This is a genomic window from Actinomadura kijaniata NBRC 14229 (assembly GCF_001552175.1).
Classification (GTDB): domain Bacteria; phylum Actinomycetota; class Actinomycetes; order Streptosporangiales; family Streptosporangiaceae; genus Spirillospora; species Spirillospora kijaniata.
Genome location: NZ_BCQR01000033.1, coordinates 55830 through 82081, shown reverse-complemented (window position 1 = coordinate 82081; position 26252 = coordinate 55830). Strand labels below are relative to the sequence as shown.

Here is a 26252-nt window from a genome sequence, read left to right as displayed (position 1 = left end):
GTCCCCCAAGTGGGCTGACCTGCGCGTGTCGGGGTGGTGCTCGCTCGGGCGGTGCGTGCCGGGGCGGCGCGTATTGTCCCGGGTATGAGCTTTCTGTCCTATGACCCCTGGTCTCCGGAGTTCGTCGCCGACCCGTATCCGGCGCTGGCGCGGCTGCGGGACGAGCGGCCGGTGTTCTTCGACGAGCCGACGGGCCAGTGGGTCGTCACCCGCCACGCCGACGTGGACGCGCTGCTGCGCGACCGGCGGCTGGGCCGGTCCTACCTGCACGTCGCCACGCACGAGGAGTTCGGGCGGGTCGCCGAGCCGGAGTTCCTGCGCCCGTTCTGGGACCTGATCCGGTCGGGGATGCTGGACGTCGAGCCGCCCACGCACACCCGGCTGCGGCGGCTGGTGTCGAAGGCGTTCACCGCGCGGCGGGTCGAGGGACTGCGGCCGATGGTGCGGTCGCTGGCCGAGGAGCTGGTCGGCGCGCTGGTCGCCAAGGGCGGCGGGGACCTGCTGGCCGAGGTCGCCGAGCCGCTGCCGGTCAACGTGATCGCCGAGATGCTCGGCGTGCCGCGCGAGGACCGGCATCTGCTGCGGCCCTGGTCGGCCGACATCTGCGGCATGTTCGAGCTCAACCCGTCGGAGGAGGCCCAGCGCACGGCGGCGCGCGCGGCCGTCGAGTTCTCCGACTACCTGCGGGTGCTGGCGCGGGAGCGGCGGGCGCACCCGACCGACGACCTGATCAGCGCGCTGGCGCAGGTCGTGGACGAGGGCGACCGGCTGACCGAGGACGAGCTGATCGGCACCTGCGTGCTGCTGCTCAACGCCGGGCACGAGGCGACCGTCAACGCCACCGGCAACGGCTGGTGGTCCCTGTTCCGCAACCCCGGCGAGCTGGAGCGGCTGCGCGCCGACCACTCCCTGGTGCCCACCGCCGCCGAGGAGCTGATGCGCTACGACACCCCCGCGCCGATGTTCGAGCGCTGGGTGCTGGAGGACGTCGAGGTCGCGGGCGTCACCATCCCGCGCGGCGCGGAGGTTGCGCTGCACTTCGCCGCCGCCAACCGCGACCCGTCGGTCTTCGCCGACCCCGACCGGCTCGACCTGTCCCGCGACCCGAACCCGCACATCACGTTCGGCCTGGGCATCCACTACTGCCTGGGCGCGCCGCTGGCCCGCGTCGAGCTGACCGAGTCCTACGGCGCGATCCTGCGGGCCGCCCCGGCGCTCGCGCTCGTCGAGGAGCCGAGGTGGAAGCCCGGCTATGTGCTGCGCGGCCTGGAGGCCCTGCACGTGCGGGTCTAGGACAGGCCCTTCAGGGCGGGGGGCAGCGGCATCCCGACGGCCTGCGCCAGCCAGCCGAAGCCGCCCAGGCCGTGCGGGTCCGTCAGCTCGGCCGCCTCGCCCGCCGTGCACAGCGCCGTCAGGTAGGCGCGCGGGTCGCGGTGGGCGAGGTCGATCGGGGGCCGCGCGCCGGACACGCCGAGCGCGTGCAGCGCCTCCCGCTGCGTGGTCAGCAGGGACGCCGTCGCCCCGGCGCGTTCCCCGGCGGTCGCGCAGGCGTCCAGCGCCACGTGCGCGGTGACGTCGCACGACCCGTCCGGGACGGCCGGAACGGTCGCGCCGTCCCGGTATCCGGTCAGCGTCCCGTACACGGGCCGGGCGGCGCGCGTGTGGGAGTAGTCGATCGCCACGGCCAGGCCCCGGTCCAGGCGCCCGACCACCGACGCCCAGGCGGCGCAGCGAGGGCGGCCGACCTCGGCGCGGTCGCCCGGCTCGCGCAGAGGCCACCACCGCTCCAGCCACTCCAGGTCCTCGGGGGAGGGCGCGGGGCCGGGGCGTTCGACGCCGGTCGCCGGGTCCACCAGCACGACGCGCGGCCCGTCGGGGGTCTGCTCCACGACGTCCAGCGGGACGTTGTCCAGCCACTCGTTGGCGACCACCAGCCCCGTGATCGACTCCGGTGGGTCCGTCCGCCAGGCCACCGCCGGGGGCATGCCGCCCGGACGCGGCGCGACCTCCACGGCGACCGGGTTCAGCCGGGCCGCCAGGTCCGGCGCGGCCGACTCCAGGACGTGCGTCAGCACGCTCCCGCAGCCCGCGCCCACGTCCACCAGGTCCAGCCGGTCCGGACGGCCGAGCAGCGCGTCCACCTCGGCCAGCAGCCGGGCCAGCGCCGCCGCGAACCGGGGCGAGGCGTGCACCGAGGTGCGGAAGTGCTCGGCGGGACGCTCCCCGCGCCGGTAGAAACCCCCGTCCCCGTACAACGCCCGCTCCATCGCGTTCCGCCAGGTGTTCCACTCGGTGGGGATCGACGCAGCCACGATCCCGACGTTACCCCCCGGCGGGCTCCGCCTTGGGTCGCAGCGACATCAGCCTTGGGACCGATAACGGCTGACCAGCGCGAACGTAAGCTGACTCACATGCTCGGCAGGTTGTGGGAGTGGTGGCGGCACCGGCGTCTCCTGGTGGACGCCTTCTTCGCCGCGCCGTTGCTCCTGCTGGCGGCGCTCTCCCAGGGAGGGGACGGGGAGATCTCCACGCTCCCCGGCAGCGACTTCCTCGCCTACTGGGGCCTGCACGCGGGGCTGCTGCTCCCGCTGGTGGGGAGGCGCAGGTGGCCCCGCGCGATGTTCGCCGTCATCGCGCTGGTGTGCCTCGTGCAGTGGCTTGTGCGGATCCCCCTGGTGGTGGGCGATGTGGCGGTGCTCTACGGCCTGTACGCGGTCACCGCCTACTGCTCGTTCCGCTGGGGTCTGGGCGCTCTGCTGGTGACGCTGCTCGGCGGGGTGATGGAGGCTACGCAACTGGCGGTCTCGTCCCGCGATTTCCGCTTGAGCCTGACGCTTCTGAGCGTGGTCGGCGTGGGCGTGTGGCTGCTCGGCCTGCACATGCGGACCCGCCGCGCCTACCTGCGTTCGCTGGAGGAGCGCGCCGAGCGCCTGGAACGCGAGCGCGGCAACGAGCTCCAGGTCGCCCGCGCCGCCGAGCGCGCCCGCATCGCCCGCGAGCTCCACGACGTCGTCGCCCACAACGTCAGCGTGATCGTCGTGCAGGCGGACGGGGCGGCGTTCGCCCTGGAGACCGACCCCGACCGGGCCCGCAAGGCCCTGGAGACGATCTCGGAGACCGGGCGGACCGCGCTGGCGGAGATGCGGCGGCTGGTCGGCGTGCTGCGCGAGAACGCCCACGAGACCGGCGACGGCTACGCCCCGCAGCCGGGCGTGGAGCAGCTCACCGAGCTGGTCGACCAGATGCACGGCTCGGGGCTGCCGGTGACGCTGACGGTGGACGGCACGCCGATCGAGCTCTCCGAGGGCCGCCAGTTGACGATCTTCCGGGTCGTGCAGGAGGCGCTGACCAATACCCTCAAGCACGGCGGCCCGCGCGCGGCCGCCAGGGTGACGGTCCGCTACGCGCCGGACGCGATCGAGGTGCGGGTCAGCGACGACGGCCGGGGCGCGGCGGCCCTCGACGACGGCCGGGGCCACGGTCTGGTGGGCATGCGCGAGCGCGTCGCCGTCTACGGGGGGCGGGTGCGCGCCGCGCCCCTGCCGGGCGGCGGCTTCGAGGTGATCGCCCGGATTCCGGTGCGCGAGGAGGCACGAACGTGATTCGAGTGGTGCTGGTCGACGACCAGGAGCTGGTCCGGGCCGGGTTCACCATGGTCCTGGACGCCCAGCCCGACATCGAGGTCGTCGGCGAGGCGGGGGACGGCGCGGCGGCGGTGGAGCTGCTGCGCTCCACCACCGCCGACGTCGTGCTGATGGACGTGCGGATGCCGCGCATGGACGGGATCGAGGCGACCCGGCGCATCGTGGCGGCCGGCGGGCCGAAGGTGATCATCCTGACCACGTTCGACCTGGACGAGTACGCGTTCGCGGCGATCAAGGCGGGCGCGGGCGGGTTCCTGCTCAAGGACGCGGGCCCGGCCCAGCTGATCGAGGCGATCCGCGCGGTGCACTCCGGCGACGCGGTGGTGGCGCCGAGCACCACCAAGCGGCTGCTGGACCGGTTCGCGCTGCACCTGCCGGACGAGGAGCGCGCCGCGCCGGGGGCGCTGGAGACGCTGACCGAACGCGAGCGCGAGGTGCTGCTCCAGGTGGCCCGCGGCCTGTCCAACGCCGAGATCGCCGAGTGCCTCTACGTCTCCGAGGCCACCGTCAAGACCCACATGGGCCGCATCCTCATGAAGCTGAACCTCCGCGACCGCGTCCAGGCCGTCGTCTTCGCGTACGAGACGGGTCTGGTCAAGAGCGGGCAGAACGGACGCGGATAGTCACGAAGAGATTACTCTCCGGCTTCTTCTTGGGCTCGCCCTTGATCTCGGCATTCCATTACCAGTGAGTATCTGGGTAACTACCGTACGTAAGCGTCGTCCCTCGGGGACGGCGTCGGCATGTCAGCAGGGCCCCGCCGGGGCCCCAGTACGGGAGGATCCACGTGCTCAAGAAGCTCGCCGCCACCGGTGTACTCGCCTTCGCCGTCGCTGGTTCGGTGCTGGCCGCCGCGCCCGCCAGCGCCGACATCGAGACCGACGGCTCCCACGGGGTGCTCTCCGGCAACCAGGTCGTCGCCCCGATCTCCGTTCCGATCAACGTCTGCGGCAACGCCGTCGCCGTGCTCGGCATCGCCGGCGCGGGCTGCAAGGGCGGCGCGTCGGTCAAGAACTACTGGCACGACTGACACGCCGACCGGCACCGGCGCCGATCGAAGGCGTCCCCGGTGGACCCCGCGGGTCCGCCACGCCATGGCCCTGACCAGGCCCGTCTGACCGGTCACCGGGCGTGCCCCCCGCACGCCCACCGCGAACGAACGCGAGAGCGTCGGCGGCCCCGCCACCCGGGCCCCGGCGCTTTCCGCGTTCCGGGGATCACCACCGGGTGGGACGGGCGCGTACGACTCAGGTCGTACACGGGCGGGTCGAGCCGCCTGTTGTGCTGACGCCGATCGTGGCCGCACGGTCGATGGCGGCGGCCCTCGTGATTCCTAACGTGGTCTGCGTTGTCGTAGTTCCACGAAGGAGTCGTCGTGACCAGCACGTTCGCCAGCCCGCACGGCGGGAACCCCGCCGCGGGCAGTCACCCTGCGGGCCCTCGCACCGCGGCGCCCCCGGCCGTCGAGGCGTTCGAGGTGTCCAAGGTGTACGGGGCGGGCGACGCTGCCGTACACGCGCTGCGCGGGGTGGACGTCGCCTTCGCCACGGGCGCGTTCACCGCGATCATGGGGCCGTCCGGCTCCGGCAAGTCCACCCTCATGCACTGCCTGGCGGGCCTGGACACCGTCTCCGGCGGCCGCGTCATGATCGGCGACGCCGAGGTCACGGCGATGAACGACAAGCAGCTCACGCTGCTGCGCCGCGACCGGGTCGGGTTCATCTTCCAGGCGTTCAACCTGCTGCCCACCCTGACCGCCGAGCAGAACATCCTGCTGCCGCTGGAGCTGGCCGGGCGCCCGCCGCACCAGCAGTGGTTCGACCAGGTCATCGACGTCGTCGGCCTGCGCGACCGGCTGGGGCACCGGCCGAACGAGCTGTCGGGCGGCCAGCAGCAGCGCGTCGCCTGCGCCCGCGCCCTGGTCGCCCAGCCCGAGGTGATCTTCGCGGACGAGCCGACCGGCAACCTCGACTCCCGCTCCGGCGCGGAGGTGCTGGGCTTCCTGCGCTCCTCGGTCCGCGAGATGGGCCAGACGATCGTCATGGTCACCCACGACCCGGTCGCCGCGTCCTACTCCGACCGCGTGGTGTTCCTGCGCGACGGGGAGATCGTCACCGAACTGCACCGGCCGACCCCCGACACCGTGCTGGACCGGCTGAAGAGCCTGGGGGCCTAGCCGCCATGCTGAAGACCACGCTGGCGGGCCTGCGGGCCCACAAGCTGCGGTTGCTGCTGACCGGCCTGGCGATCACGCTGGGCGTGGGGTTCATCGCGGGCACGTTCGTGCTCACCGACACCATGGACCGGGGCGTCGCCAAGACGTTCGCCAAGTCCGCCGACCGGGTGGACGTCGCGGTGGTGCCCAAGACCCGGGACGACCCCGACAAGGGGCTGCCGGTCGGCCTGCTCGCCAAGGTCCGCTCCGTGCCCGGCGTCACCGAGGCGCAGGGCAGGGTGGTCGGCGACACCGCGCTGCTGGACAGGGACGGCAAGGCCGTCGGCGACATGCCGACCGTCGGCATGTCCGTGCCGACCGGCAGGCTGTTCCGCTACGAGATGGAGAACGGCCGCACCCCGTCCGGCCCCGGCGAGGTCGTCCTGGAGAAGGACCTCGCCAAGCGGGAGGGGTTCAGGACCGGCGACACGGTGACGGTGCTGAACGCGAAGAACCGGCCGCACCGGTTCACCGTCGTCGGCATCGTCGACTTCGGCATCGACCAGGAGGCCGGGTACCGCGGGGCCGTCGGCTACGACCCGGCGACCGCGCTGAAGATGACCGGCGCCAGGACCTTCGCCGAGATCGACGTGGCGGGCGGCACCGTCGCGGCGGTCCGCGACGCGCTCGGCCCGGGGGACCGCGAGGTCATGACCGGCGAGGAGCTGGGCGCCCGGCTCGCCAAGGCGAACGGCGCCGACACCAAGATCATCAAGACCGGTCTGCTGATCTTCGGCTTCGTCGCGATGCTGGTGTCCGCGCTGGTCATCTACAACACCTTCTCGATCCTCATCGCCCAGCGGATGCGCGAGATGGCGCTGCTGCGCTGCGTCGGCGCGACCCGCCGCCAGGTGTTCGGCGGCGTGCTGGTGGAGGCCGCCGCGGTCGGGCTGGTCGGCTCGCTGCTCGGCCTGCTCGTCGGCATGGGCCTCGGCTGGGGCGCGCTCGCCGGGATCAACGCCGCCGGCATGGACCTCCCGCTCGACGGGGTCACGCTCGCGCCCCGCACGATCGTCGTCGGCCTGGTGGTCGGCGTCGTGGTGACCGTGGTGTCGGCGCTGCTGCCCGCCCGCGCCGCCACCCGCGTCGCGCCGATCGCGGCGCTGCGCACCGACCTGGAGCCCGGCGACGGCCGGTTCCGGCTCGGCTGGGTGCGGACCCTCCTCACCGTCGTGCTGGGCGGCGTGGGGCTCGCGGTCGGCACGTACGGCGCGATCGGCATGGACAAGGGCCAGGTCGCGATGTACCTGGTCGCGGCGTCCGGCGCGGTGTTCTTCCTCAGCGTGATCGTCGTGATGCCCGCGCTGGTGCGGCCCCTCGGCCGGACGGTCGGCGCGCTCCCGGCGCGGATCGGCGGCGTTCCGGCGCGGCTCGCCGTCGCCAACGCCCAGCGCGCGCCGCGCCGCACCGCCACCACCACCATCGCGCTGACCATCGGCGTCGGCCTGATGAGCCTGTTCGCGGTCGTGGCCGCCAGCGGCAAGGAGAGCTCGACGCAGCAGCTGGCCAAGCAGTTCCCGGTGGACTTCCAGATCCAGACGCAGTTCAACGCCCAGGAGAAGGACCGGCACCTGCCGCCCGCCCTCACGCAGGCGCTGCGGCAGCGTCCCGAGTTCACCGCCGTCATCGAGCAGCGGGAGAAGGAGACCCGGGCCGGCGGGCAGGAGACGACGGTCGCCACGCTGACCGGCACGGCGTTCGGCACGCTGATCAAGCCGGACTTCACGAGCGGCTCGGCCGCCGGGCTGAAGCCGGGCGCGGCCGTCGTCGACGGCGTGACCGCCAAGGCGATGGGCCTGCGCGCCGGCTCCACCGTCCGGCTCCAGACCGCGCGGGGCGCCCTGCCGGTGACGGTGGCGGGCGTGTTCAAGGCCGACGACGCCCCGATCGTCGGGTTCCTGCTGACCGAGGCCGACTTCGACCGGGGCTACGCCGTCCGCGGCGCCTCCACCGTCTACGTCAAGGCCCGCGACGGGGTGCCCGCCGTGTCGGCGCGCAAGGCCGTGGACGAGGCGATCCGGCCGTTCCCGACCGCCAGGGCGGCGTCGGCCGCCGAGATCCGCGAGCAGATCACCAAGTCCGTGGACATGCTGCTGATGATCTTCGGTGGGCTGCTCGGGCTGGCCATCGTGATCGCCCTGTTCGGCATCGCCAACACCCTCACCCTGTCGGTGGTGGAACGCACCCGCGAGTCGGCGCTGCTGCGCGCCCTCGGCCTCACCAGGCGCCAGCTGCGCCGCATGCTGTCGGTGGAGGCCCTGGTCATGGCCGTGATCGGCGCGGTCACCGGGGTGGTGCTGGGGGTGGTGTTCGGCTGGGCCGCCGTGCAGGCGATGTCGGAGAACTCGGTGTTCGCCCTGCCGTTCGGGCAGATCGCGGGCTTCATCGTGCTGGCCGCCCTCGCCGGGATGCTGGCGGCGGTGCTGCCCGCGCGCCGCGCCGCGAGGACGTCCATCGTGGAGTCGCTGGCGCACGACTGACGGCGACCGGACCGCCCGGGCCGGACCGGGAGGGGCCGCGCCCCGCCGCTCGTACGGGAGGAGCGGTGGGGCGCGGCCGTCCGCCGGGCGGGACGGGTCAGCCGTGGCCGCCGGTGAGACTGGCGTTGTCGTCGTTGTAGACGCCGTTGCCGTTGCAGGCGGTGCCGGCCTGCCCGGCGACCGACGCCGAGCCGCAGGTGACCCCGTAGCCCCCGACGATCGTGACGCTGACGTTGTTGCCGACGGCCTGGCCGTGGTTGCGGGTGTCCGCCGCCGCGGGTCCGGCCATGAACACGCCGCCGGCCAGGGTCGCGGTGACTGCTGCGGTCGTGAGAGCGGTCTTGATCATGGTCTGCTCCATCTCGTCGGGGGCGGAGCGCCCTGTCTTCACCTTGCGTGACGGCCGCCACACCACAGAGTTACTCTCGGGTGAAGATCGAAGACAAGGTTTCACTCTCGGTGACGGAGCAAGTGTGTCCCGTTACCTGAATGTTCGGTGACGCCAGGTAGTCGTATGGTCACTCAGATGTGATGGTGCCTGGGTGTCGGACGTCATCCGGAGCGACGGTACGCTTGGTCGCGCACGTCCGGTACCCGACTTGAGGACTGGAACGAGAACCATGGAGCAACGCGCCATGCCCGCGTCCGACCCCGCGCGCCCGCAGGACCGTCCCGCGCGCCTCGCGGTCGGCGTCGTCGGCGCCGGGCGGGTCGGCACCGCGCTCGGCGAGGCGCTGTCGCGCGCCGGGCACCGCGTCGTCGCGGTCTCCGCCGTGTCGGAGCGCTCGCGCGCCCGCGCCGAGGAACGGCTGCCGGGCGCGGCGGTGGTCACCCCGCAGGAGGTCGTGGCCGCCGCCGACCTGGTGCTGCTGACCGTCCCCGACGACGTCCTGCCCGAGCTGGCCTCGGGCCTGGTCGCCACCGGCGTCCCGGTCACCGGCCGGCTGGTCCTGCACACCAGCGGCCGGTACGGGACCGGGGTGCTGGACCCGATGACCCGCGCGGGGGCGCTGCCGCTGGCGGTCCACCCCGTGATGACGTTCACCGGGCGGCCCGACGACGTGAGCCGGCTGCACGGGATCTCCTACGGGGTGACCTCGCCGGAGCCGCTGCGGCCCGTCGCCGAGGCCCTGGTCATGGAGATGGGCGGCGAGCCCTCCTGGATCGCCGAGGACCGCCGCACGCTGTACCACGCGGCGCTGGCCGGGGGCGCGAACCACCTGGTCACGCTGGTCGTCGAGGCGATGGACCTGCTGCGCGCCGCCGGTGTGGCCGAGCCGGGCCGGATGCTCGGCCCGCTGCTGGGGGCCGCGCTCGACAACGCGCTGCGCCTCGGCCTGGACGGCCTGACCGGGCCGGTCGCGCGCGGCGACGCCGGAACCGTCGCCGGGCACGTCTCCGAACTGGCCCGCGTGTCCCCGGAGGGCCGCCGCGCCTACGTGGCGATGGCGCGGCTCACCGCCGACCGCGCGCTGGGAGCCGGACTGCTCAGGCCCGAGGACGCCGAACGGCTCCTCGAGGTGCTGGCGGACTGAAGCAGCGTCGAACGAGGAGGTCTCCATGACGCCCGTCATCGCCAAGACCCGCGAGGAACTGGCCGCCGTCCGCTCCGGCGCCACCGGCACCCTGGCGCTGGTCCCGACCATGGGCGCGCTGCACGAGGGGCACCGCTCCCTGATCCGCCGGGCGCGGCAGCTCGCCGACACCGTCGCGGTCAGCATCTTCGTGAACCCCCTGCAGTTCGGGCCGCACGAGGACTTCGACCGCTACCCCCGCACGTTCGCCGCCGACGTCGAGGCGTGCGCGGCCGAGGGCGTCGATGTGGTGTTCGCCCCGACCCGCGAGGTGATGTACCCCGACGAGCCGCAGGTCACGGTGAAGTCGGGTCCGATGGGCGAACGTGTCGAGGGCGTCACCCGGCCCGGCCACTTCGACGGAATGCTCACCGTCGTCCTGAAGTTGTTCCATCTGGTCGGTCCCGACCTGGCCGTCTTCGGCGAGAAGGACGCCCAGCAGCTGGCCATGATCCGCCGGATGGTCGCCGACCTGAACGTGCCCGTCGAGATCGTCGGGGCTCCCACGGTCCGGGAGATCGACGGTCTGGCCCTGTCCAGCCGCAACCGCTACCTGTCGGACGCCGAACGGCGGACGGCCCTGGCGCTGTCGCGGTCGTTGCAGGCCGGGACGGAGGCCGCCGTGAAGGGACCCGCGGCGGCGCTGGCGGCGGCCCGCGCGGTGCTGGACGAGGCCGCCGGGGCGACGCCGCCGCTGGAGCTGGACTACCTGGTCCTGGTGGACCCGGCGACGTTCCTGGACGTCACCGACGAGCACGCCGGTCCGGCGGTGCTGGCGGTGGCGGCCCGCGTGGGCGCCACCCATCTGATCGACAACACCCCCCTGCTGTTCGGCAAGGAGTCCTCATGATGCGGACGATGTTCAAGAGCAAGATCCACCGCGCCACGGTCACCCAGGCCGACCTGCACTACGTGGGGTCCCTGACGATCGACGCGGACCTGATGGAGGCCGCCGACCTGCTGCCCGGCGAGCAGGTCCACGTGGTGGACATCGACAACGGCGCCCGCCTGGAGACCTACGTCATCGAGGGCCCGCGCGGCACCGGCGTGATCGGCATCAACGGCGCGGCGGCCCGGCTGGTCTCCCCGGGCGACCTGGTGATCATCATCAGCTACGCCCAGCTCTCGGACGCCGAGGCCCGCGCGTTCGTCCCCGCGGTCGTCCACGTCGACCGCGACAACAGGATCATCAAGCTGGGGGAGGACCCCGCCGAGCCGGTCCCCGGCACGAAGAACCCGCGCGGGGACGCGGCCTACACCTGACATCCCCGCTCGTCCACCGGGCCGCGCATCCCGTGCGATGTGCGGCCCTTGTCCTATCCGGTGGGGCGGTGACCGGAGCATCCCGGGGTTAATGTCAGAATGACGAAAACAACCCCCTGAGGAGGGTCCATGATCCCTCGACGGTTGGCGGCCCCCGCGCCCGGCTGGGACGTCGAGACCGACATCGTGGTGGTGGGGTCCGGCATCGCCGGGCTCGTGGCGGCGTTGCGCTGCCGGGAGCACGGGCGGGTGCTGCTCGTCACCAAGGCGCTGCTGGACGCCGGGTCCACGCGGTGGGCGCAGGGCGGGATCGCCGCCGCGCTCGACCCCGCGGACTCGCCCGCCGAGCATCTCGACGACACCCTCGTCGCGGGCGTGGGCCTGTGCGACACCGCCGCCGTGCGGACCCTGGTCACCGAGGGGCCGGACGCGGTGCGGCGGCTGATCGCGCTCGGGACGCGGTTCGACGAGGAGGACGGCGAGATCGCGCTGACCCGCGAGGGCGGGCACCACCGGCGGCGCATCGCGCACGCGGGCGGCGACGCCACCGGGGCGGAGATCAGCCGGGCGCTGGTGGCGGCGCTCAAGCAGACCGACGTCCAGGTCATCGAGCACGCGCTGGTGCTGGACCTGCTCACCGACCCGGACGGCCGGGCCGCCGGGGTCACCCTGCACGTCATGGGCGAGGGGCAGCCGAACGGCGTCGGCGCCGTCCGGGCCCGCGCCGTCGTGCTCGCCACCGGCGGGCTCGGCCAGGTCTTCTCGGCCACCACCAACCCCGAGGTGTCCACCGGCGACGGCGTGGCGCTGGCGCTGCGCGCCGGGGCGGAGGTGCGCGACCTGGAGTTCGTGCAGTTCCATCCCACGGTGCTGTGGCTCGGACCGGACGCGCGGGGGCGGCAGCCGCTGGTCTCCGAGGCGGTGCGGGGCGAGGGCGCGTTCCTGGTGGACGGCGACGGGACCCGCTTCATGGTCGGCCGCCACGAGCTGGCCGAGCTCGCGCCGCGCGACATCGTCGCCAAGGGGATCATGGCACGGATGCGGGAGACCGGCGCCGACTGCGTGTACCTGGACGGGCGGCACTTCGGCGCGGCGATGTGGGAGCGCCGCTTCCCGACCATCCTGGCCGCCTGCCGCCACCACGGGATCGACCCGGTGACCGACCTGGTCCCGGTGGTCCCGGCCGCCCACTACGCCAGCGGGGGCGTGCGGACCGACCTGCACGGGCGCACCACGGTGCCCGGCCTGTACGCGTGCGGGGAGGTGGCCTGCACGGGCGTGCACGGCGCGAACCGGCTCGCCTCCAACTCCCTGCTGGAGGGCCTGGTCTTCGCCGAGCGCATCGCCGCCGCCGTCGCGGCCGAGATCCCGGACCGCCCCGGCGGTCCCGCGCTCGGCGACGTTCCCGGGCCGCTGCCGTCCCCGGAGGCCCGCGCGGACATCCAGCGCGTCATGTCGGCGCACGCGGGCGTGCTGCGCGACGCGGACGGCCTGGCCGCCGCCGAACGCGCCCTCGCCGCGCTCCCCGGCGGCGGCGAGCCGGGCGTCCCGGCCTGGGAGACCGCCAACCTGCTCACCGTCGCCGCCGCCATCGTCGCGGCGGCCCGGCGGCGGACCGAGACCCGCGGCAGCCACTGGCGCGAGGACCACCCCGAACGCGACGACGCCGCCTGGCGCGGCCATCTGACCACCCGCCTGACGGACGCCGGACTGGCCACCGCCTACGCACCCCTGGAGGACCGATGACCCCCGAACTGGCCGACCGGCTCCGCGCCGCCGGACTCGATCCACAGGCTGTGGAGAACCTCGTGCGGACCGCGCTCGCCGAGGACGGCGACACCGACGTGACCAGCGAGCCCATCTTCGGGCCCGAGGAGACCGCGCGCGGGGATTTCGCCGCCCGCGAGGACGGCGTCGTGGCGGGCGTGCCCGTCGCCGCCGTCGTGTTCGAGGAACTGGGCGTCGCCTACGAGGCCAGGGTCGGCGACGGGGACCGCGTCGCCGCCGGCGACGTGATCATCAGCGTGTCCGGGCCCACCCGCGCGATCCTGCGCGCCGAGCGCACCGCGCTGAACCTCCTCACCCACCTGTCCGGCATCGCCACCGCCACCCGCCGCTGGCAGGACGCGATGGAGGGCACGAGGGCGCGCGTCCGCGACAGCCGCAAGACGCTGCCGGGCCTGCGCGCGCTGCAGAAGTACGCGGTGCGGTGCGGCGGCGGCGTCAACCACCGGATGAGCCTGTCCGACGCCGCGCTGGTCAAGGACAACCACATCGCGGCGGCCGGGTCGCTCACCAAGGCCTACGAGGCGATCCGCGCCGCCTACCCGAAGCTGCGCGTCCAGGTGGAGTGCGACACGTTGGCGCAGGTCGAGGAGGCGCTGAACGTCGGCGTCACCTCGATCCTGCTGGACAACATGAGCGTGGCGGACATGACCGAGGCGGTCAGGATCACGGCGGGCCGGGCCGAGCTGGAGGCCAGCGGCGGGCTGACTTTGGAGCGGGCCCGAGATGTGGCCGTGACCGGTGTGGACTACCTTGCAGTAGGTGCGCTGACCCACTCGGCGCGCGTGTTCGACATCGGCCTTGACTTCTCCTGACCAGCGGGGACCTGATGCTGCTCACCATCGACGTCGGTAACACCCACACCGTCCTCGGCCTGTTCGAGGGCGAGGAGGTGATCGAGCACTGGAGGATCAACACCGATCCGCGGCGGACCGCCGACGAGATCGCGGTGGTCCTGCAGGGACTCGTCCAGCAGAGCCCGCTGCTGGCCGACACCGACATCAGCGGCATCGGCCTGTGCTCCACCGTCCCGTCGGTGCTCCACGAGATGCGCGAGATGTGCCGCCGCTACTACGGCGACGTCCCCGCCGTGATCGTGGAGCCGGGCGTCAAGACCGGCGTGCCGGTGCGCATGGACAACCCCAAGGAGGTCGGCGCCGACCGCATCGTCAACGCGCTGGCCGCCATCCACCTGTACGGCGGCCCGGCGATCGTGGTGGACTTCGGCACCGCCACCACGTTCGACGCGGTCTCGGCCAAGGGCGAGTACGTCGGCGGCGCCATCGCCCCCGGCATCGAGATCTCCATCGACGCCCTGTCGGTGCGCGGCGCCCAGCTCCACAAGATCGAGTTGCAGCGCCCCCGCAGCGTGATCGCCAAGAACACCGTCGAGGCGCTGCAGTCCGGCATCATCTTCGGGTTCGCGGGCCAGGTGGACGGCATCGTCGAACGCATGTCCGAGGAGCTGGCGGAGGACCCCGACGAGGTCAAGGTGATCGCCACCGGCGGCCTGGCCCCGCTGGTGCTGGACGAGGCCCGCAGCATCGACGAGTACGAGCCCTGGCTCACCCTCGTAGGCCTCCGCCTCATCTACCAGCGGAACACGGCTTAACGGCCTTTCGGCCCGAACCCCTCGCCGGGGCTCGGGAACCGGCCGAAAAGCAGACGAGCGCTGCATCGCTTCGCGATCTTCCGCAGGGGACCTCGCCTTCGGCTTTTGCCCCCTGCCTCAGCCTCCGGACGCGCTCGCGTGCGGGGCTGGGCGGCCCGGTCCGAGGAGGGGCTCTCCGGTCCTGCGGATGACGGCGGTGAGGGACAGCAGGGCCGTCACGCACCCGGCGGCCGCCAGCGCCAGGCCCGCGCGGCCCGCCGGACCGCGATCCCGGCCCCCAGCGTCACCGCGCACAGCGCCCCGGCATAGGCCAACGGCAGGTGGTGGACGCGGAGCACGGCGGGCAGCAGCGCGAACGTCGCCGACACCGCCAGCACCGTCAACCGGGGCCCCGACGCGCCGCGCGACCGCGGCGTCCTGGCGACCCGCGCCGCCGACGTCCGGACCGAGGTGGCGGTGCTCCGGGCCCTCGCTGCGGCGTCGGCGCGCGACCTCGGCCCGACGCTGGTGCCCGACCCGCCGCTGCCGGACCCGTGAAGTCGTTCGCGGGGCATCGTCGGGGATCGATAGCCTGGGGACGTGAGTGACGAGACCTACGATGATCTCCCGGAGCAGATGCGCGTGCGCCGGGAGAAGCTCGACCGGCTCCGCGAGAGCGGCATCGACCCCTACCCGGTGAACTTCCCCCGCACCGCGACCATCGCCGAGGTCCGGGAGAAACACCCCGACCTGGAGCCGGGCACCGAGACGGGCGACCGGGTCGGCGTCGCCGGTCGCGTCATGCTCGTCCGCAACACCGGCAAGCTGTGCTTCGCCACGATCCGCGACGGCTCCGGCGACATCCAGGTCATGCTCTCGCTGGCCAAGGTCGGCGAGGAGCAGCTGGAGTTCTGGAAGCGCGAGATCGACCTCGGCGACCACATCGGCGTCGAGGGCGAGGTGATCACCTCCCGCCGCGGCGAACTGTCGATCATGGCGGACCGGTTCGCGATCACCGCCAAGTGCCTGCGTCCGCTGCCGGAGAAGCACGCCGGGCTCACCGACCCCGAGGCCCGCGTCCGCCTCCGCTACGTGGACCTGATCGTCAACGACGAGGCCCGCAGGATGGCGCGCGTCCGCAGCGCCACCGTGCGCGCGGTCCGCGACTTCTGGCACGAGGAGGGCTACCTCGAGGTCGAGACGCCGATGCTCCAGCCGATCCACGGCGGCGCGGCGGCCCGGCCGTTCCAGACCCACATCAACGCCTACGACATGGACCTCTACCTGAGGATCGCGATCGAGCTGTACCTCAAGCGGCTCGTCGTGGGCGGCATCGACAAGGTCTTCGAGATCAACCGGAACTTCCGGAACGAGGGCGCCGACTCCACGCACAACCCCGAGTTCACGATGCTCGAGGCGTACGGCACCTACCTCGACTACAACGACATGGCCGACCTGACCCAGCGGATGTACCAGAAGGCCGTCGTGGCGGCCCTGGACACGACCGTCGTGGTCCACGACGGCCAGGAGATCGACCTCGGGCTGGCCGAGTGGCCGCGGATCACGCTGTACGGCTCGGTCTCGGAGGCGCTGGGCGAGGAGATCACCCCGCACACCCCGATCGATCAGGTCCGCAAGCTGGCCGACGCCCGCGGCGTCCAGTGGGACCCCAAGTGGGGCCAGGGCAAGCTGGTCCAGGAGATCTTCGAGGAGCTGGTCGAGCACACGCTGGTCCAGCCGACGTTCGTGATGGACTACCCGCTGGAGACCTCCCCGCTGACCCGCCAGCACCGCGAGGAGCCGCTGCTGACCGAGAAGTGGGACCTGATCGGCTTCGGCACCGAGCTGGGCACCGCCTACTCGGAGCTGATCGACCCGATCGAGCAGCGCCGCCGCCTCACCGAGCAGTCCCTGCTGGCCGCCGGCGGCGACCCCGAGGCGATGCAGCTCGACGAGGACTTCCTGCGGGCCCTGGAGTACGCGATGCCGCCCACCGGCGGCATGGGCGCGGGCATCGACCGGATGATCATGGCGTTCACCGGCCGGAACATCCGCGAGACGATCCTGTTCCCGCTGGTGAAGCCCGAATAGGCGCGCCACTGGACCGCCCCGCCCCCGATCACGACGGGGCGGGGCGTCCGCTCAGGCCGACTCCCGGACGACCAGCTCCGGGACCAGGACGATCTGGCGGTGCTGGTGGCGCTCGCCCTCGGCGGTCTCCGCCAGGGCCAGCTCGGCGGCCTCCATCCCCAGCTGCCGGCGGGGCTGGCGGATCGTCGTCAGCGGGACGGCCGCGCTGGTCGCCAGCTCGATGTCGTCGTACCCGACCACGGCGATGTCGCCCGGAACCCGCACGCCCAGCCGCACCAGCTCGTTGACCAGCCCGATCGCGAGCAGGTCGTTGGCGCAGAACACGCCGTCGGGCACCGGGTCCATCTCCAGCAGCCGCCGCGCGGCGGCCCGCCCCTCCGTCGGGGACAGGGCCTCCTGGACCAGCGTCACCAGGTCGCCGCCCCCGGCCTTCGCCAGCGTCCGGGCCGCGCCGTCCCGGCGCTCCTCGCACGGCCGCGGCACGGGCCTGCCCGTCACGAACACCAGGTTCTCGCGGCCGGCGTTCAGCAGGTGCGCGGCCGCGATGTCGCCGCCCGCCACATGGTCCACCTGCGCCGAGCACACGTCCCGCCCGGCGCGGTCCAGCAGCACCACCGACATGCCCGCCGTCCGCAGCCGGCCGATCCCGGCCGACCCCAGGCACACCGGGATCGCCACGACCCCGGTGGCGCGCTGCGCCTCCAGCAGCTCCAGGACGCGCCGCTCCTTCTCCGGGGAGTGGTCGGTGGTGAGCCAGAACGCCTCGTAGCCCGCGGCGTTCAGGGTCTCCTCGACGCCGCGCGCCACATCGCTGGCGTACGGGTTGGACAGATCCTCCACCACGATGCCGAACGCACGCGCGCGCGGCGGATCGGCGGCGGACGCGGTGGAGTCGGCGCCCTTGCGCAACCGCCGAGCGGACTCGTTGCGCACGAACCCCAGTTCCTCGATCGCCGCCCGAACGCGTTCACGGGTCGCTTCGGCCACGAGGTCTGGCCGGTTTAGGACATTCGAAACGGTCCCAACTGAGACCCCGGCACGCCTCGCGACTTCGCGAATACTGCTTTGTGGCAAGTCACTCCTCATCGGGCCCGGGTGTGTTTTCGCAGGTTGTAGAGTCACCCGCCGCGAACCCCCGCAGGGCGGTCACAGTGTGTGTCCATGCGACCACACAAAGCACTCAATCGACGCTTGACGGGCCGGATCCGGCCGCCTAGCGTTCCGAGCCGAAGCGTAGCTTGAAACGATTCACGATCTTCGTTCACGGTCGGAACGGCGGAGCCCGACCGTGAACCGGTGAGACCGGCGGGGAGGGACGGGCTGAGATGGCTGGAGATCTGGGCCCGGTTCAGGCAAGTCGCCCCCCTCCTCGGCACGCCCGTCCACGCCGGAGTGGACGGGGCCGCGCCGGCGGGCGCGGTGTCCGGTCGGCCAACGAGTGAATCGTCACCCGGAGTTCCCCTACGGCGCCCCGCAATCGGCTCATCGGCCACCTCCGGCCAAGCGCGCGAGACGGAGAAGGAAAGCGATGATCTAAGTCCGGAAGGCTCCGGACCCGGCAACCCGACGCGTACACAGCGACGCTCACCCGTACCTGTGCAGCGAACGGCTGCATCCCCGCGGTCATCACCACGGACGAGGGAGGACGGAGTGGAACAGGCCACACTTGTGCGGCGTGGCACGGAGGACCTGCGGCTGAGCGAGGAGGAGATCCGGCTGCTGGCCCAGATCGCCAGCGGTGTGACCGCCGACGTGGCGGCGCGCAAGCTGGAGCTGAGCGCCCGTACCCTGCGGCGCCGGCTGCGCACGATCTGCGACCGGCTGGAGGTCAACACCCCCATCGAGGCCGTGGTGTGGGCGGCCCGTCGCCAGTTGATCTGATCCGGCCCGACCCGACGAAGCATCTGACCCCACGAACGAACGAGATCGACGAACTCCGTCCGTCCCCGCGGCGGCGGCACCGAAACACTGACAGGTAGGTCCCTGCAGGCGGTGCCGCCGCGGACGGCGCGTCACCCGGGGGTCTCGCGCCCCCGCGCCGACACGCCCGCGCGGCGCGCGTCCGGGAGGGGGAGAGGGAGCGCCCCCCGCCCGGAAGGGAACCGCGCGCTTCGCGTGGCGGGTCCGGCGTTCGTTCAGGCCACCCGCACGGCTCCGGCGAACGGGCGGCCCCCGATGGGGGCGATCTTGACGACGTCGCCGGTCTGCGGGGCGTGCAGCATCTTGCCGTCGCCCACGTACATGCCGACGTGGTGCAGGTCGGAGTAGAAGAACACCAGGTCGCCCGGCTGCAACTGGTCGCGCGGGATGTGCGTGCCCGCGTTCCACTGGCTGCCGGTGTAGTGCGGCAGGTTGATCCCGACCTTGTCGTAGGCCCACATCACCAGGCCCGAGCAGTCGAAGCTCTCCGGTCCGGCCGCGCCCCACACGTACGGGCGGCCGATCTTCGTCATCGCCAGGCGGAGCGCCTGCGCGCCCTTGCCGGTGCCGACGACCGGGAGCTTGGCGAGCTGGCTGGGGTCCTTCTTCACGAGCTTGCCGCGGACCTGCTCGTACAGCCGGGTGACCTTGGTGCGCTGCTGGTCGAGCTGGCCGCGCAGCTCCCTGACCTGCCTGGCGCGCTCGTCGGCGGTGCGGCGGGCGCGTTCGGCCGACTGCATCGCCTGCATCAGCTCGGCGACCTGGGTGCCGTCCTGCTTGGCGAAGTAGGTGAGGGTGGCGGACTGGTCGAGGATCGCCTGCGGGTCCTGGGAGGCGACGAACGACAGCGTCGGGTCCGGTCCGCTCTGCATGTAGGAGACGGCGGCCAGCCGCCCGATCTTCTCCCGCAGACCGGCGAGGGTCTTCTCCTGCTGCTTGGCGCTGTCGGTGGCGACCTTGGCGGCCCGCTGCGTCTGCTGGAGGCGGACCTTCAGCCCGTTGTACTGCTCGGTGAGCTGTTCGAGCTGGTCGGCGAGCTGGTGGGCCTGCTCGCTGAGCTGCCTGGTGTCGTCGGGGTCGGCGTGGGCGGGGGCGAGGGGGGCGACGGGGACGGCCAGCGCGGCGGAGAGCGCCACGACGACGGCGAGGGCGCGGCGGCGCGTGGCGGATCGCGAGGAAGACGAGTCAGGGCACGACGGCTCCACGAGTTCTCCTCTCCTGGTCCGTTCACCGGGACGGCCGGCACGGGCGGGACCCGCGGTCCCGCCCGCCGGCGTGCGGGATGGTCGCACGGCGACGGAACGCCTGGTCCGCCGGGGGTCATCGGTGACGGGGCGGACACCAGCGCAGGACATTAACGGAGTGCGGACCCGCTGCCAACCAGAACGGGAGAAAACGCAGGTGACGCGCGGTGCGGGGGAGCGCCGCGCGGTCGCCGGCGCGCGCTCCGCGTCACCTGTCCGGTACCAGGGGTAAGGGCGTGCCGATGACCGGTAAAGAGTCGGTGTTCGGTAGGGTCGCCTGGTCATGGAGCTGGTGATCAGGCGGGCGCGGACCGCCGACGTGCGGCGGATCGCCGAGCTCATCGGGCTGTACGCCGGAACGGGCCGCCGCCTGTTGCGCAAGACCACCGTGACGCTGTACGAGGACGTCCAGGAGTTCTGGGTCGCCGAGGACCCGCGCGGGAACACGGTCGTCGGCTGCGGGGCGCTGCACGTGATGTGGGAGGACCTGGCGGAGGTGCGCTCGGTCGCCGTCGCGCCGGGCGAACACGGCCGCGGGATCGGTCATCTCATAGTGACGAGACTTCTGGAGACGGCCCGGGAACTCGGCGTCAAACGGGTGTTCTGCCTCACGTTCGAGGTGGACTTCTTCGCCCGGCACGGCTTCGAGCCGATCCTGGGGACGCCCGTCTCCCCGGAGGTCTACGAGGAACTGCTGCGCTCCTACGACGAGGGCGTGGCGGAGTTCCTGGACCTGGACCGGGTCAAGCCGAATACGTTGGGCAATACCCGCATGTTGCTTCGCCTGGAGGACTGACCGATGAGCGATTCCCCCCACCGCGGCGGACAGTATCCGCCGCCGGGCGGCCCCGCCCCGGGGGGCGGATACGGCCCGCCGCCCAACTACCAGGGATCCCAGTGGCAGCCGCCCCGGCAGCAGCAGCCGCCCGCCACCCAGCAGTGGCAGCAGCAGCCCCAGCAGTGGCACGACCAGACCGAGCAGGGCTCGTTCGACCAGTACGGCGACTACTCCTCCGGGGACGCCGCCGACCTGCCGCTGGCGTCGGTCGGCCGCCGCGCCGCGGCCCGGCTGCTGGACAACCTGCTGGTCACGGTGTTCGGGTTCGCGCTGATCCTGCCGATCACCGTGAGCGCGATCGGGCTGGGCGACTCCGGCAAGAAGGCCGCCTCCGAGGGCGGCATCTGGAACTGGCCGATCATCTTCACGCTGTTCGCGGTGCTGGCGGTGCTGCCGTTCGTCTACGAGGCCGTGCAGCTGTCGATGTGGGGCCGGACGCTGGGCAAGCGGCTGATGCACGTCGGCGTGGTGCGGCGCGACCCGGCCGGGGAGGCGCTGACCACCGCGCAGGCCGTCACCCGCGCCGCGATCAACAACGTCGGCTACCAGGTCGGCCTGTTCCTCTTCCTGGTGCTGGCCGTGAAGGTCTGGGAGTATGCGGCCTACGGGTGCCTGGTGGCGGGCGTCGGCGCGCTGATGGCCTATCTGTGGGCGATCTGGGACCAGCCGCTGCGCCAGGCCGTGCACGACCGGTTCGCGGGCACCGTGGTGATCGACGAGCGCGTCGGGGCCGACGAGTACCACGAGGGCGACGGCGACTCGGACCAGACCCAGGTCTTCTGATCCGGACCTCCGGCGCGGGAGGATGCTGGGATCAGGTCCGGGGGCCGTCCCCCGGAAGGTGACACCGACCCGGCGCGCCTGGGAGGGACGCGATGACCGCCGCACACGGGACCCCTCTCCGCGACGAGCCGGAACCGGACGAGGGCCCCTCAGTCGGTCCGGGGGCGGCGGAGACCGTCGCGGACGCCGTCGTGGAGGACGCGGCGGACGGCGCTGAACGGGTCCTCGCCGAGCCGGGGCAGCGCCTGCTCGCGCGGATCGTCGACACGATGGTCGTCGGCCTGCCCGTCGTCATGGTCATGCGCGAGACGCTGCCGGGGCGCGTGATGGAGGTCGCCGCCCCGGTGGCCGTCGCGGGCCTCCTGCTGGTCTACGAGGCCGTGCAACTGGCGCTGTGGGGCCGGACGGTCGGCAAGCGCGTGGCGGGCGTCGAGGTCGTTCGTGTGCCGCCGCCCACCGGCCCGGGCGACGCCGCGGGCACCGGGACGGGCACCGGCATGGACATCGACGCGGGCGGCGGAACGCCGCCGTCCCGGCTCGGCGTCGGGCGGTCGGTGCTGCGGGCCGCGGTCTACGCGCTGCCGATCACGGTGCGGCCGGTGCCGTTCCTGGGAGTGGCGGCCGGAATCTTCTGGGTGGTGAACGCCGCCGCCGTCTTCGAGGGCTCGTGGGGGCGCGGCGGTTTCGGCCTGCCCGGCGACGGCCGGCTTCGTCAGGCCGTTCATGACCGTCTGGCGGGAACGCTCGTTGTCAAAGCGCGGTCGCCGCAATAGTCACGGCGAAGACCGATCGGCGGGCGGAATGCGCCGTCCCGCCCCGCCGCGAAGGGGCCCCGAAGGCGCTCCGAACGGGTTCCGAAGGCACTCCGAACGGGTTCCGAACGGGGAACCGGATGCCTTTGGAAACCGTTGGGGCGACGGCCGGAAGCGATGAGCGGCGGCCCTCGGGCGAGAAGGCGGGCAAGCGGCGTTCGGCGGCGGTGCGCGGAACACCGCGCCCGGATGTGGCCCTGTGGATACGGCCCTGTAGATGTTCCCCGCCCCGTCCACCAGATGTGACAATCTGGACTTATCTCCTGTAAAGGAGTGGGCAACGCCGCAAGCGTCCCGCCGTCGCGCGCGGCGTGGTTTCGGCCAGCCTTCGATACGGGCGGCAAGGGATTTTCGGTGACCTGCCCCGCGCCGTTACCCGTTGCCGTTCCGGCGTCGGCCGCGCCCGGGGCGCACCCGGCCGCGACCGGCCCCGACAGGGTGGTTAGTGTCGTTACGTCAGGGTTAATCGTTGGCGTCGTGGTGGGTGTTGCCCCACCCGTTAAGGGGGCCCGAGGGCCCATTTCCCGGGCCCCATACATGATCCCGCCCCTGGTCGGCGGCGCCCCGGTGACCTGCGTCACCCCTCGAAAACGCCCTGCCCGCATGGGCGGACAATTCATACGGCCCGCCGCCTCCGTGCCCCGGGCACCCCTTCGAAGATTCGTCCGCACCGGTGATTACGATGAGTTACCAGGGGGGAAGGGAAGTTCATCGTGAGTGTTGAATTGTCATCGCTCGGTAGCGCGGTATATCTTTGTCAACCGAATGCAGTTTGCTCCGGCTGAAAGGTCTGTCCCCATGGCACAGAAGGTTCAGGTGCTTCTCGTCGACGACCTCGACGGTGGCGAGGCGGACGAGACCGTATCGTTCTCGATCGACGGCGCCTCCTACGAGATCGACCTCAGTGGCGCCAACGCGAAGAAGCTGCGGGATTCTCTGCAGCCGTTCGTGGAGAAGTCGCGCAAGGCGGGTACCGCCCGCCGTGGTCGTCGCGGTGCGGCCCGTACCGGTTCCAACCGCGAGCGCAGTGCCGAGATCCGCGCCTGGGCCAAGGCCCGGGGCATCAAGGTCAATGAGCGTGGCCGAATCCCGCAGAACGTGATCGAGCAGTACGAGGCCGCCAACTGACACGCCGGTCCGGTCATGCGGCCCGTCTCCGATGTGGGGCGGGCCGTTCGCTTGTGGCGTAGCGATTTGTCGGTCGCGCCGGGCATGGGATCTGTGCGGACGGGCAGTACAGGGGCCATTCGGCAATCCGCACGGTGCTCCGTGGGCCACCTGCGAAAAAGCCCCGTTCGCTTGCGGCGTAGCGGGAACATGACGCACCGATGCGGTAGTTGGATGAGACTGAACAGCGCTTAGCTGGGGAACGTCTCCTGGTGGGAGTGCACCGGGCGGCCTCCTCGGGGCGGGCTAGCATGCGGAAGGACAGGTCCGGACGTTCCGGACTCTGCCCAACCGCTCTGTGAGGAGCGACGAGATGTTCGAGAGGTTCACCGACCGCGCGCGGCGGGTTGTCGTCCTGGCTCAGGAAGAGGCCAGGATGCTCAACCACAACTACATCGGCACCGAGCACATCCTCCTGGGTCTGATCCACGAGGGTGAGGGTGTCGCTGCGAAGGCCCTGGAGAGCCTGGGGATCAGCCTTGAGGCGGTGCGCCAGCAGGTCGAGGAGATCATCGGCCAGGGCCAGCAGGCGCCGTCGGGCCACATCCCGTTCACTCCGCGCGCCAAGAAGGTCCTTGAGCTGTCCCTGCGCGAGGCGCTGCAGCTGGGCCACAACTACATCGGCACCGAGCACATCCTGCTCGGCCTGATCCGCGAGGGCGAGGGCGTGGCCGCCCAGGTCCTGGTGAAGCTGGGCGCCGACCTGAACCGGGTGCGCCAGCAGGTCATCCAGTTGCTGCACGGCTACCAGGGCAAGGAGCCGGCCGCGTCCGGCGGTCCGTCGGAGTCGGCGCCGTCCACCTCCCTGGTGCTGGACCAGTTCGGCCGCAACCTGACCCAGGCCGCCCGCGAGGGCAAGCTCGACCCGGTGATCGGCCGGGACAAGGAGATCGAGCGGGTCATGCAGGTGCTGTCGCGGCGCACCAAGAACAACCCGGTCCTGATCGGCGAGCCCGGCGTCGGCAAGACCGCCGTCGTCGAGGGGCTCTCCCAGAAGATCGTCAAGGGCGAGGTGCCCGAGACCCTGAAGGACAAGCAGCTGTACACCCTCGACCTCGGCGCGCTGGTCGCCGGGTCCCGCTACCGCGGTGACTTCGAGGAGCGGCTGAAGAAGGTCCTCAAGGAGATCCGCACCCGCGGCGACATCATCCTGTTCATCGACGAGCTGCACACCCTGGTCGGCGCGGGCGCCGCCGAGGGCGCGATCGACGCCGCGTCGATCCTCAAGCCGATGCTGGCCCGCGGCGAGCTGCAGACCATCGGCGCGACCACGCTCGACGAGTACCGCAAGTACCTGGAGAAGGACGCCGCCCTGGAGCGCCGCTTCCAGCCGATCCAGGTCGCCGAGCCGTCGCTGTCGCACACCATCGAGATCCTCAAGGGCCTGCGCGACCGCTACGAGGCGCACCACCGCGTGTCGATCACCGACGGCGCGCTGGTCGCCGCCGCGCAGCTCGCCGACCGCTACATCAGCGACCGGTTCCTGCCCGACAAGGCCATCGACCTGATCGACGAGGCCGGTTCGCGGATGCGCATCCGCCGGATGACCGCGCCGCCGGACCTGCGCGAGTACGACGAGAAGATCGCCAACGTGCGGCGCGAGAAGGAGTCCGCGATCGACGCGCAGGACTTCGAGAAGGCCGCCGCGCTGCGCGACTCCGAGAAGCAGCTGCTGGCGCAGAAGGCGCAGCGGGAGAAGGAGTGGAAGGCCGGCGACATGGACGTCGTCGCCGAGGTGACCGAGGAGCTCATCGCCGAGGTCCTGGCCACCGCCACCGGCATCCCGGTCTTCAAGCTCACCGAGGAGGAGTCGGCCCGGCTGCTCCGCATGGAGGACGAGCTGCACAAGCGGGTCATCGGCCAGGAGGACGCCATCAAGGCGCTGTCCCAGTCGATCCGCCGCACCCGCGCCGGCCTGAAGGACCCCAAGCGTCCCGGCGGCTCGTTCATCTTCGCCGGCCCGTCCGGCGTCGGTAAGACCGAGCTGTCCAAGACGCTCGCCGAGTTCCTGTTCGGCGACGAGGACGCGCTGATCCAGCTCGACATGTCCGAGTTCATGGAGAAGCACACCGTCTCGCGGCTGTTCGGCTCCCCGCCCGGCTACGTCGGGTACGAGGAGGGCGGCCAGCTCACCGAGAAGGTGCGCCGCAAGCCGTTCTCGGTCGTCCTGTTCGACGAGATCGAGAAGGCCCACCCGGACATCTTCAACTCGCTGCTCCAGATCCTGGAGGACGGTCGCCTGACCGACGCCCAGGGCCGGGTCGTCGACTTCAAGAACACCGTCATCATCATGACGACCAACCTCGGCACCCGGGACATCTCCAAGGGCGTCTCGATGGGCTTCGCCCGCTCGAACGACGACCAGGGCTCCTACGAGCGGATGAAGGCCAAGGTGTCGGAGGAGCTCAAGCAGCACTTCCGTCCCGAGTTCCTCAACCGCGTCGACGACACGGTCGTCTTCCACCAGCTCACCCCGAAGGAGATCATCCAGATCGTGGATCTGATGATCGCCAAGGTGGACGAGCGGCTGAAGGACCGCGACATGGGCCTCGAACTCAAGCAGGAGGCCAAGGACCTGCTGGCCGAGCGCGGCTACGACCCGGTCCTCGGCGCCCGCCCGCTGCGTCGCACGATCCAGCGGGAGATCGAGGACGCCCTGTCCGAGAAGATCCTGTACAACGAGCTCAAGGCCGGCCAGATCGTCATCGTCGGCGTCGAGGGCTCCGGCGAGACGGCCAAGTTCACCTTCAAGGGTGTGCCGAAGCCGTCCACCGTCCCCGACACCCCGCCGCCGATCGAGGGCGCGGTCAACTTCAACAAGGACTGACCGCCCGAGGCCACCGAG

Annotated in this window: 24 protein-coding genes; 19 read left to right on the top strand and 5 right to left on the bottom strand. The window is 72.1% G+C overall.

The window, feature by feature from the left end; genetic code table 11:
* Positions 1–84: 84 nt before the first annotated feature.
* A complete protein-coding gene (locus tag AKI01S_RS12360; RefSeq protein WP_067815316.1) occupies positions 85–1293 on the top strand; it encodes a cytochrome P450 in 1209 nt (402 codons plus the stop codon).
* Here the strand turns inward: AKI01S_RS12360 and AKI01S_RS12355 are convergent.
* Positions 1290–2312 carry an SAM-dependent methyltransferase gene (locus AKI01S_RS12355; RefSeq protein WP_369688716.1) on the bottom strand — a complete coding sequence of 341 codons (1023 nt, stop codon included), beginning with the start codon at positions 2310–2312 and terminating at the stop codon, positions 1290–1292. The two genes, AKI01S_RS12360 and AKI01S_RS12355, sit on opposite strands and share 4 nt — an antisense overlap.
* A gap of 99 nt (positions 2313–2411) precedes the next feature.
* Between AKI01S_RS12355 and AKI01S_RS12350 the strand changes: the two genes are divergently transcribed.
* The 5 genes from AKI01S_RS12350 to AKI01S_RS12330 all read left to right on the top strand — a co-directional run bounded on the left by AKI01S_RS12350 (position 2412) and on the right by AKI01S_RS12330 (position 8339).
* The gene (locus tag AKI01S_RS12350; RefSeq protein WP_067815312.1) at positions 2412–3602 is read left to right on the top strand and encodes a sensor histidine kinase; all 1191 of its coding nucleotides are present in this window, start codon (positions 2412–2414) and stop codon (positions 3600–3602) included.
* Positions 3599–4267: a response regulator gene (locus tag AKI01S_RS12345; protein WP_083999421.1), complete on the top strand. Its 669-nt coding sequence runs from the start codon at positions 3599–3601 to the stop codon at positions 4265–4267. Before AKI01S_RS12350 ends, AKI01S_RS12345 begins: the two co-directional genes overlap by 4 nt.
* A 164-nt stretch (positions 4268–4431) precedes the next feature.
* Positions 4432–4674: a chaplin gene (locus tag AKI01S_RS12340; protein WP_067815309.1), complete on the top strand. Its 243-nt coding sequence runs from the start codon at positions 4432–4434 to the stop codon at positions 4672–4674.
* A 345-nt stretch (positions 4675–5019) separates the two neighbouring features.
* Positions 5020–5820, top strand: a complete 801-nt coding sequence (locus tag AKI01S_RS12335) for an ABC transporter ATP-binding protein (protein ID WP_083999419.1) — start codon at positions 5020–5022, stop codon at positions 5818–5820.
* Between the two features lie 5 nt (positions 5821–5825).
* A complete protein-coding gene (locus AKI01S_RS12330; RefSeq protein WP_067815306.1) occupies positions 5826–8339 on the top strand; it encodes an ABC transporter permease in 2514 nt (837 codons plus the stop codon).
* Positions 8340–8436: 97 nt separating this feature from the next.
* On the opposite strand, the gene AKI01S_RS12325 is transcribed toward AKI01S_RS12330, so the two are convergent.
* Positions 8437–8688 (bottom strand): hypothetical protein, encoded by a 252-nt coding sequence (locus AKI01S_RS12325; RefSeq protein WP_157419795.1) that lies wholly within the window; start codon positions 8686–8688, stop codon positions 8437–8439.
* A gap of 271 nt (positions 8689–8959) precedes the next feature.
* On the opposite strand from AKI01S_RS12325, the gene AKI01S_RS12320 reads away from it, so the two are divergent.
* The 6 genes from AKI01S_RS12320 to AKI01S_RS12295 all read left to right on the top strand — a co-directional run bounded on the left by AKI01S_RS12320 (position 8960) and on the right by AKI01S_RS12295 (position 14573).
* Entirely contained in the window at positions 8960–9874 is a 915-nt protein-coding gene (locus AKI01S_RS12320; RefSeq protein WP_083999417.1) for a Rossmann-like and DUF2520 domain-containing protein, read from the top strand.
* A 25-nt stretch (positions 9875–9899) separates the two neighbouring features.
* The gene (gene panC / locus AKI01S_RS12315; RefSeq protein ID WP_067815300.1) at positions 9900–10763 is read left to right on the top strand and encodes a pantoate--beta-alanine ligase; all 864 of its coding nucleotides are present in this window, start codon (positions 9900–9902) and stop codon (positions 10761–10763) included.
* Positions 10760–11176 (top strand): aspartate 1-decarboxylase, encoded by a 417-nt coding sequence (gene panD, locus AKI01S_RS12310; protein WP_067815297.1) that lies wholly within the window; start codon positions 10760–10762, stop codon positions 11174–11176. Before panC ends, panD begins: the two co-directional genes overlap by 4 nt.
* 129 nt (positions 11177–11305) lie before the next feature.
* The gene (locus AKI01S_RS12305) at positions 11306–12922 is read left to right on the top strand and encodes an L-aspartate oxidase (protein WP_067815294.1); all 1617 of its coding nucleotides are present in this window, start codon (positions 11306–11308) and stop codon (positions 12920–12922) included.
* Positions 12919–13776, top strand: a complete 858-nt coding sequence (gene nadC, locus AKI01S_RS12300; RefSeq protein WP_067815291.1) for a carboxylating nicotinate-nucleotide diphosphorylase — start codon at positions 12919–12921, stop codon at positions 13774–13776. Before AKI01S_RS12305 ends, nadC begins: the two co-directional genes overlap by 4 nt.
* 14 nt (positions 13777–13790) lie before the next feature.
* Positions 13791–14573 (top strand): type III pantothenate kinase, encoded by a 783-nt coding sequence (locus AKI01S_RS12295; RefSeq protein WP_067815288.1) that lies wholly within the window; start codon positions 13791–13793, stop codon positions 14571–14573.
* Positions 14574–14788: 215 nt separating this feature from the next.
* Here the strand turns inward: AKI01S_RS12295 and AKI01S_RS50425 are convergent, their stop codons facing one another.
* Positions 14789–15127, bottom strand: coding sequence for a hypothetical protein (locus AKI01S_RS50425; RefSeq protein WP_157419794.1), 339 nt, complete (start codon positions 15125–15127; stop codon positions 14789–14791).
* A 25-nt stretch (positions 15128–15152) separates the two neighbouring features.
* Between AKI01S_RS50425 and lysX the strand changes: the two genes are divergently transcribed.
* Complete coding sequence (lysX, locus tag AKI01S_RS12290; protein WP_083999415.1) at positions 15153–16643, top strand: bifunctional lysylphosphatidylglycerol synthetase/lysine--tRNA ligase LysX; 1491 nt, start codon at positions 15153–15155, stop codon at positions 16641–16643.
* A gap of 51 nt (positions 16644–16694) precedes the next feature.
* Here the strand turns inward: lysX and AKI01S_RS12285 are convergent, their stop codons facing one another.
* On the bottom strand, positions 16695–17729 hold the full coding sequence (locus tag AKI01S_RS12285) for a LacI family DNA-binding transcriptional regulator (protein WP_067815281.1): 1035 nt from the start codon (positions 17727–17729) through the stop codon (positions 16695–16697).
* Positions 17730–18293: 564 nt separating this feature from the next.
* On the opposite strand from AKI01S_RS12285, the gene AKI01S_RS12280 reads away from it, so the two are divergent.
* A complete protein-coding gene (locus AKI01S_RS12280) occupies positions 18294–18524 on the top strand; it encodes a LuxR C-terminal-related transcriptional regulator (RefSeq protein WP_067815278.1) in 231 nt (76 codons plus the stop codon).
* A 254-nt stretch (positions 18525–18778) separates the two neighbouring features.
* Here AKI01S_RS12280 and AKI01S_RS12275 read toward each other — a convergent pair whose 3' ends face one another.
* Entirely contained in the window at positions 18779–19768 is a 990-nt protein-coding gene (locus tag AKI01S_RS12275; protein ID WP_245681591.1) for a C40 family peptidase, read from the bottom strand.
* A 322-nt stretch (positions 19769–20090) separates the two neighbouring features.
* On the opposite strand from AKI01S_RS12275, the gene AKI01S_RS12270 reads away from it, so the two are divergent.
* The 5 genes from AKI01S_RS12270 (at position 20091) to AKI01S_RS12250 (ending at position 26234) form a co-directional block, all read left to right on the top strand.
* The gene (locus AKI01S_RS12270) at positions 20091–20603 is read left to right on the top strand and encodes an amino-acid N-acetyltransferase (protein WP_174567377.1); all 513 of its coding nucleotides are present in this window, start codon (positions 20091–20093) and stop codon (positions 20601–20603) included.
* Between the two features lie 3 nt (positions 20604–20606).
* Positions 20607–21428 (top strand): RDD family protein, encoded by an 822-nt coding sequence (locus AKI01S_RS12265; RefSeq protein ID WP_067815271.1) that lies wholly within the window; start codon positions 20607–20609, stop codon positions 21426–21428.
* A 92-nt stretch (positions 21429–21520) separates the two neighbouring features.
* Positions 21521–22201, top strand: coding sequence for an RDD family protein (locus tag AKI01S_RS12260; RefSeq protein WP_157419793.1), 681 nt, complete (start codon positions 21521–21523; stop codon positions 22199–22201).
* 837 nt (positions 22202–23038) lie between these two features.
* Positions 23039–23368, top strand: a complete 330-nt coding sequence (locus AKI01S_RS12255) for a histone-like nucleoid-structuring protein Lsr2 (RefSeq protein ID WP_067815268.1) — start codon at positions 23039–23041, stop codon at positions 23366–23368.
* 352 nt (positions 23369–23720) lie between these two features.
* Positions 23721–26234: an ATP-dependent Clp protease ATP-binding subunit gene (locus AKI01S_RS12250; protein WP_067815266.1), complete on the top strand. Its 2514-nt coding sequence runs from the start codon at positions 23721–23723 to the stop codon at positions 26232–26234.
* Positions 26235–26252 lie beyond the last annotated feature (18 nt).

Excerpts from the sequence above, each read along its gene's own strand:
- AKI01S_RS12295 (WP_067815288.1), top strand. The coding sequence starts at position 13,791 with ATGCTGCTCACCATCGACGTCGGTAACACCCACACCGTCCTCGGCCTG.
- AKI01S_RS12325 (WP_157419795.1), bottom strand. The coding sequence starts at position 8,688 with ATGATCAAGACCGCTCTCACGACCGCAGCAGTCACCGCGACCCTGGCC.
- panD (WP_067815297.1), top strand. The coding sequence starts at position 10,760 with ATGATGCGGACGATGTTCAAGAGCAAGATCCACCGCGCCACGGTCACC.
- AKI01S_RS12270 (WP_174567377.1), top strand. The coding sequence starts at position 20,091 with ATGGAGCTGGTGATCAGGCGGGCGCGGACCGCCGACGTGCGGCGGATC.
- panC (WP_067815300.1), top strand. The coding sequence starts at position 9,900 with ATGACGCCCGTCATCGCCAAGACCCGCGAGGAACTGGCCGCCGTCCGC.
- AKI01S_RS12360 (WP_067815316.1), top strand. The coding sequence starts at position 85 with ATGAGCTTTCTGTCCTATGACCCCTGGTCTCCGGAGTTCGTCGCCGAC.
- AKI01S_RS12265 (WP_067815271.1), top strand. The coding sequence starts at position 20,607 with ATGAGCGATTCCCCCCACCGCGGCGGACAGTATCCGCCGCCGGGCGGC.
- AKI01S_RS12260 (WP_157419793.1), top strand. The coding sequence starts at position 21,521 with ATGACCGCCGCACACGGGACCCCTCTCCGCGACGAGCCGGAACCGGAC.
- AKI01S_RS12285 (WP_067815281.1), bottom strand. The coding sequence starts at position 17,729 with ATGAGGAGTGACTTGCCACAAAGCAGTATTCGCGAAGTCGCGAGGCGT.
- AKI01S_RS12330 (WP_067815306.1), top strand. The coding sequence starts at position 5,826 with ATGCTGAAGACCACGCTGGCGGGCCTGCGGGCCCACAAGCTGCGGTTG.
- AKI01S_RS50425 (WP_157419794.1), bottom strand. The coding sequence starts at position 15,127 with ATGCCCCGCGAACGACTTCACGGGTCCGGCAGCGGCGGGTCGGGCACC.
- AKI01S_RS12350 (WP_067815312.1), top strand. The coding sequence starts at position 2,412 with ATGCTCGGCAGGTTGTGGGAGTGGTGGCGGCACCGGCGTCTCCTGGTG.
- AKI01S_RS12250 (WP_067815266.1), top strand. The coding sequence starts at position 23,721 with ATGTTCGAGAGGTTCACCGACCGCGCGCGGCGGGTTGTCGTCCTGGCT.
- nadC (WP_067815291.1), top strand. The coding sequence starts at position 12,919 with ATGACCCCCGAACTGGCCGACCGGCTCCGCGCCGCCGGACTCGATCCA.
- AKI01S_RS12305 (WP_067815294.1), top strand. The coding sequence starts at position 11,306 with ATGATCCCTCGACGGTTGGCGGCCCCCGCGCCCGGCTGGGACGTCGAG.
- AKI01S_RS12320 (WP_083999417.1), top strand. The coding sequence starts at position 8,960 with ATGGAGCAACGCGCCATGCCCGCGTCCGACCCCGCGCGCCCGCAGGAC.
- AKI01S_RS12255 (WP_067815268.1), top strand. The coding sequence starts at position 23,039 with ATGGCACAGAAGGTTCAGGTGCTTCTCGTCGACGACCTCGACGGTGGC.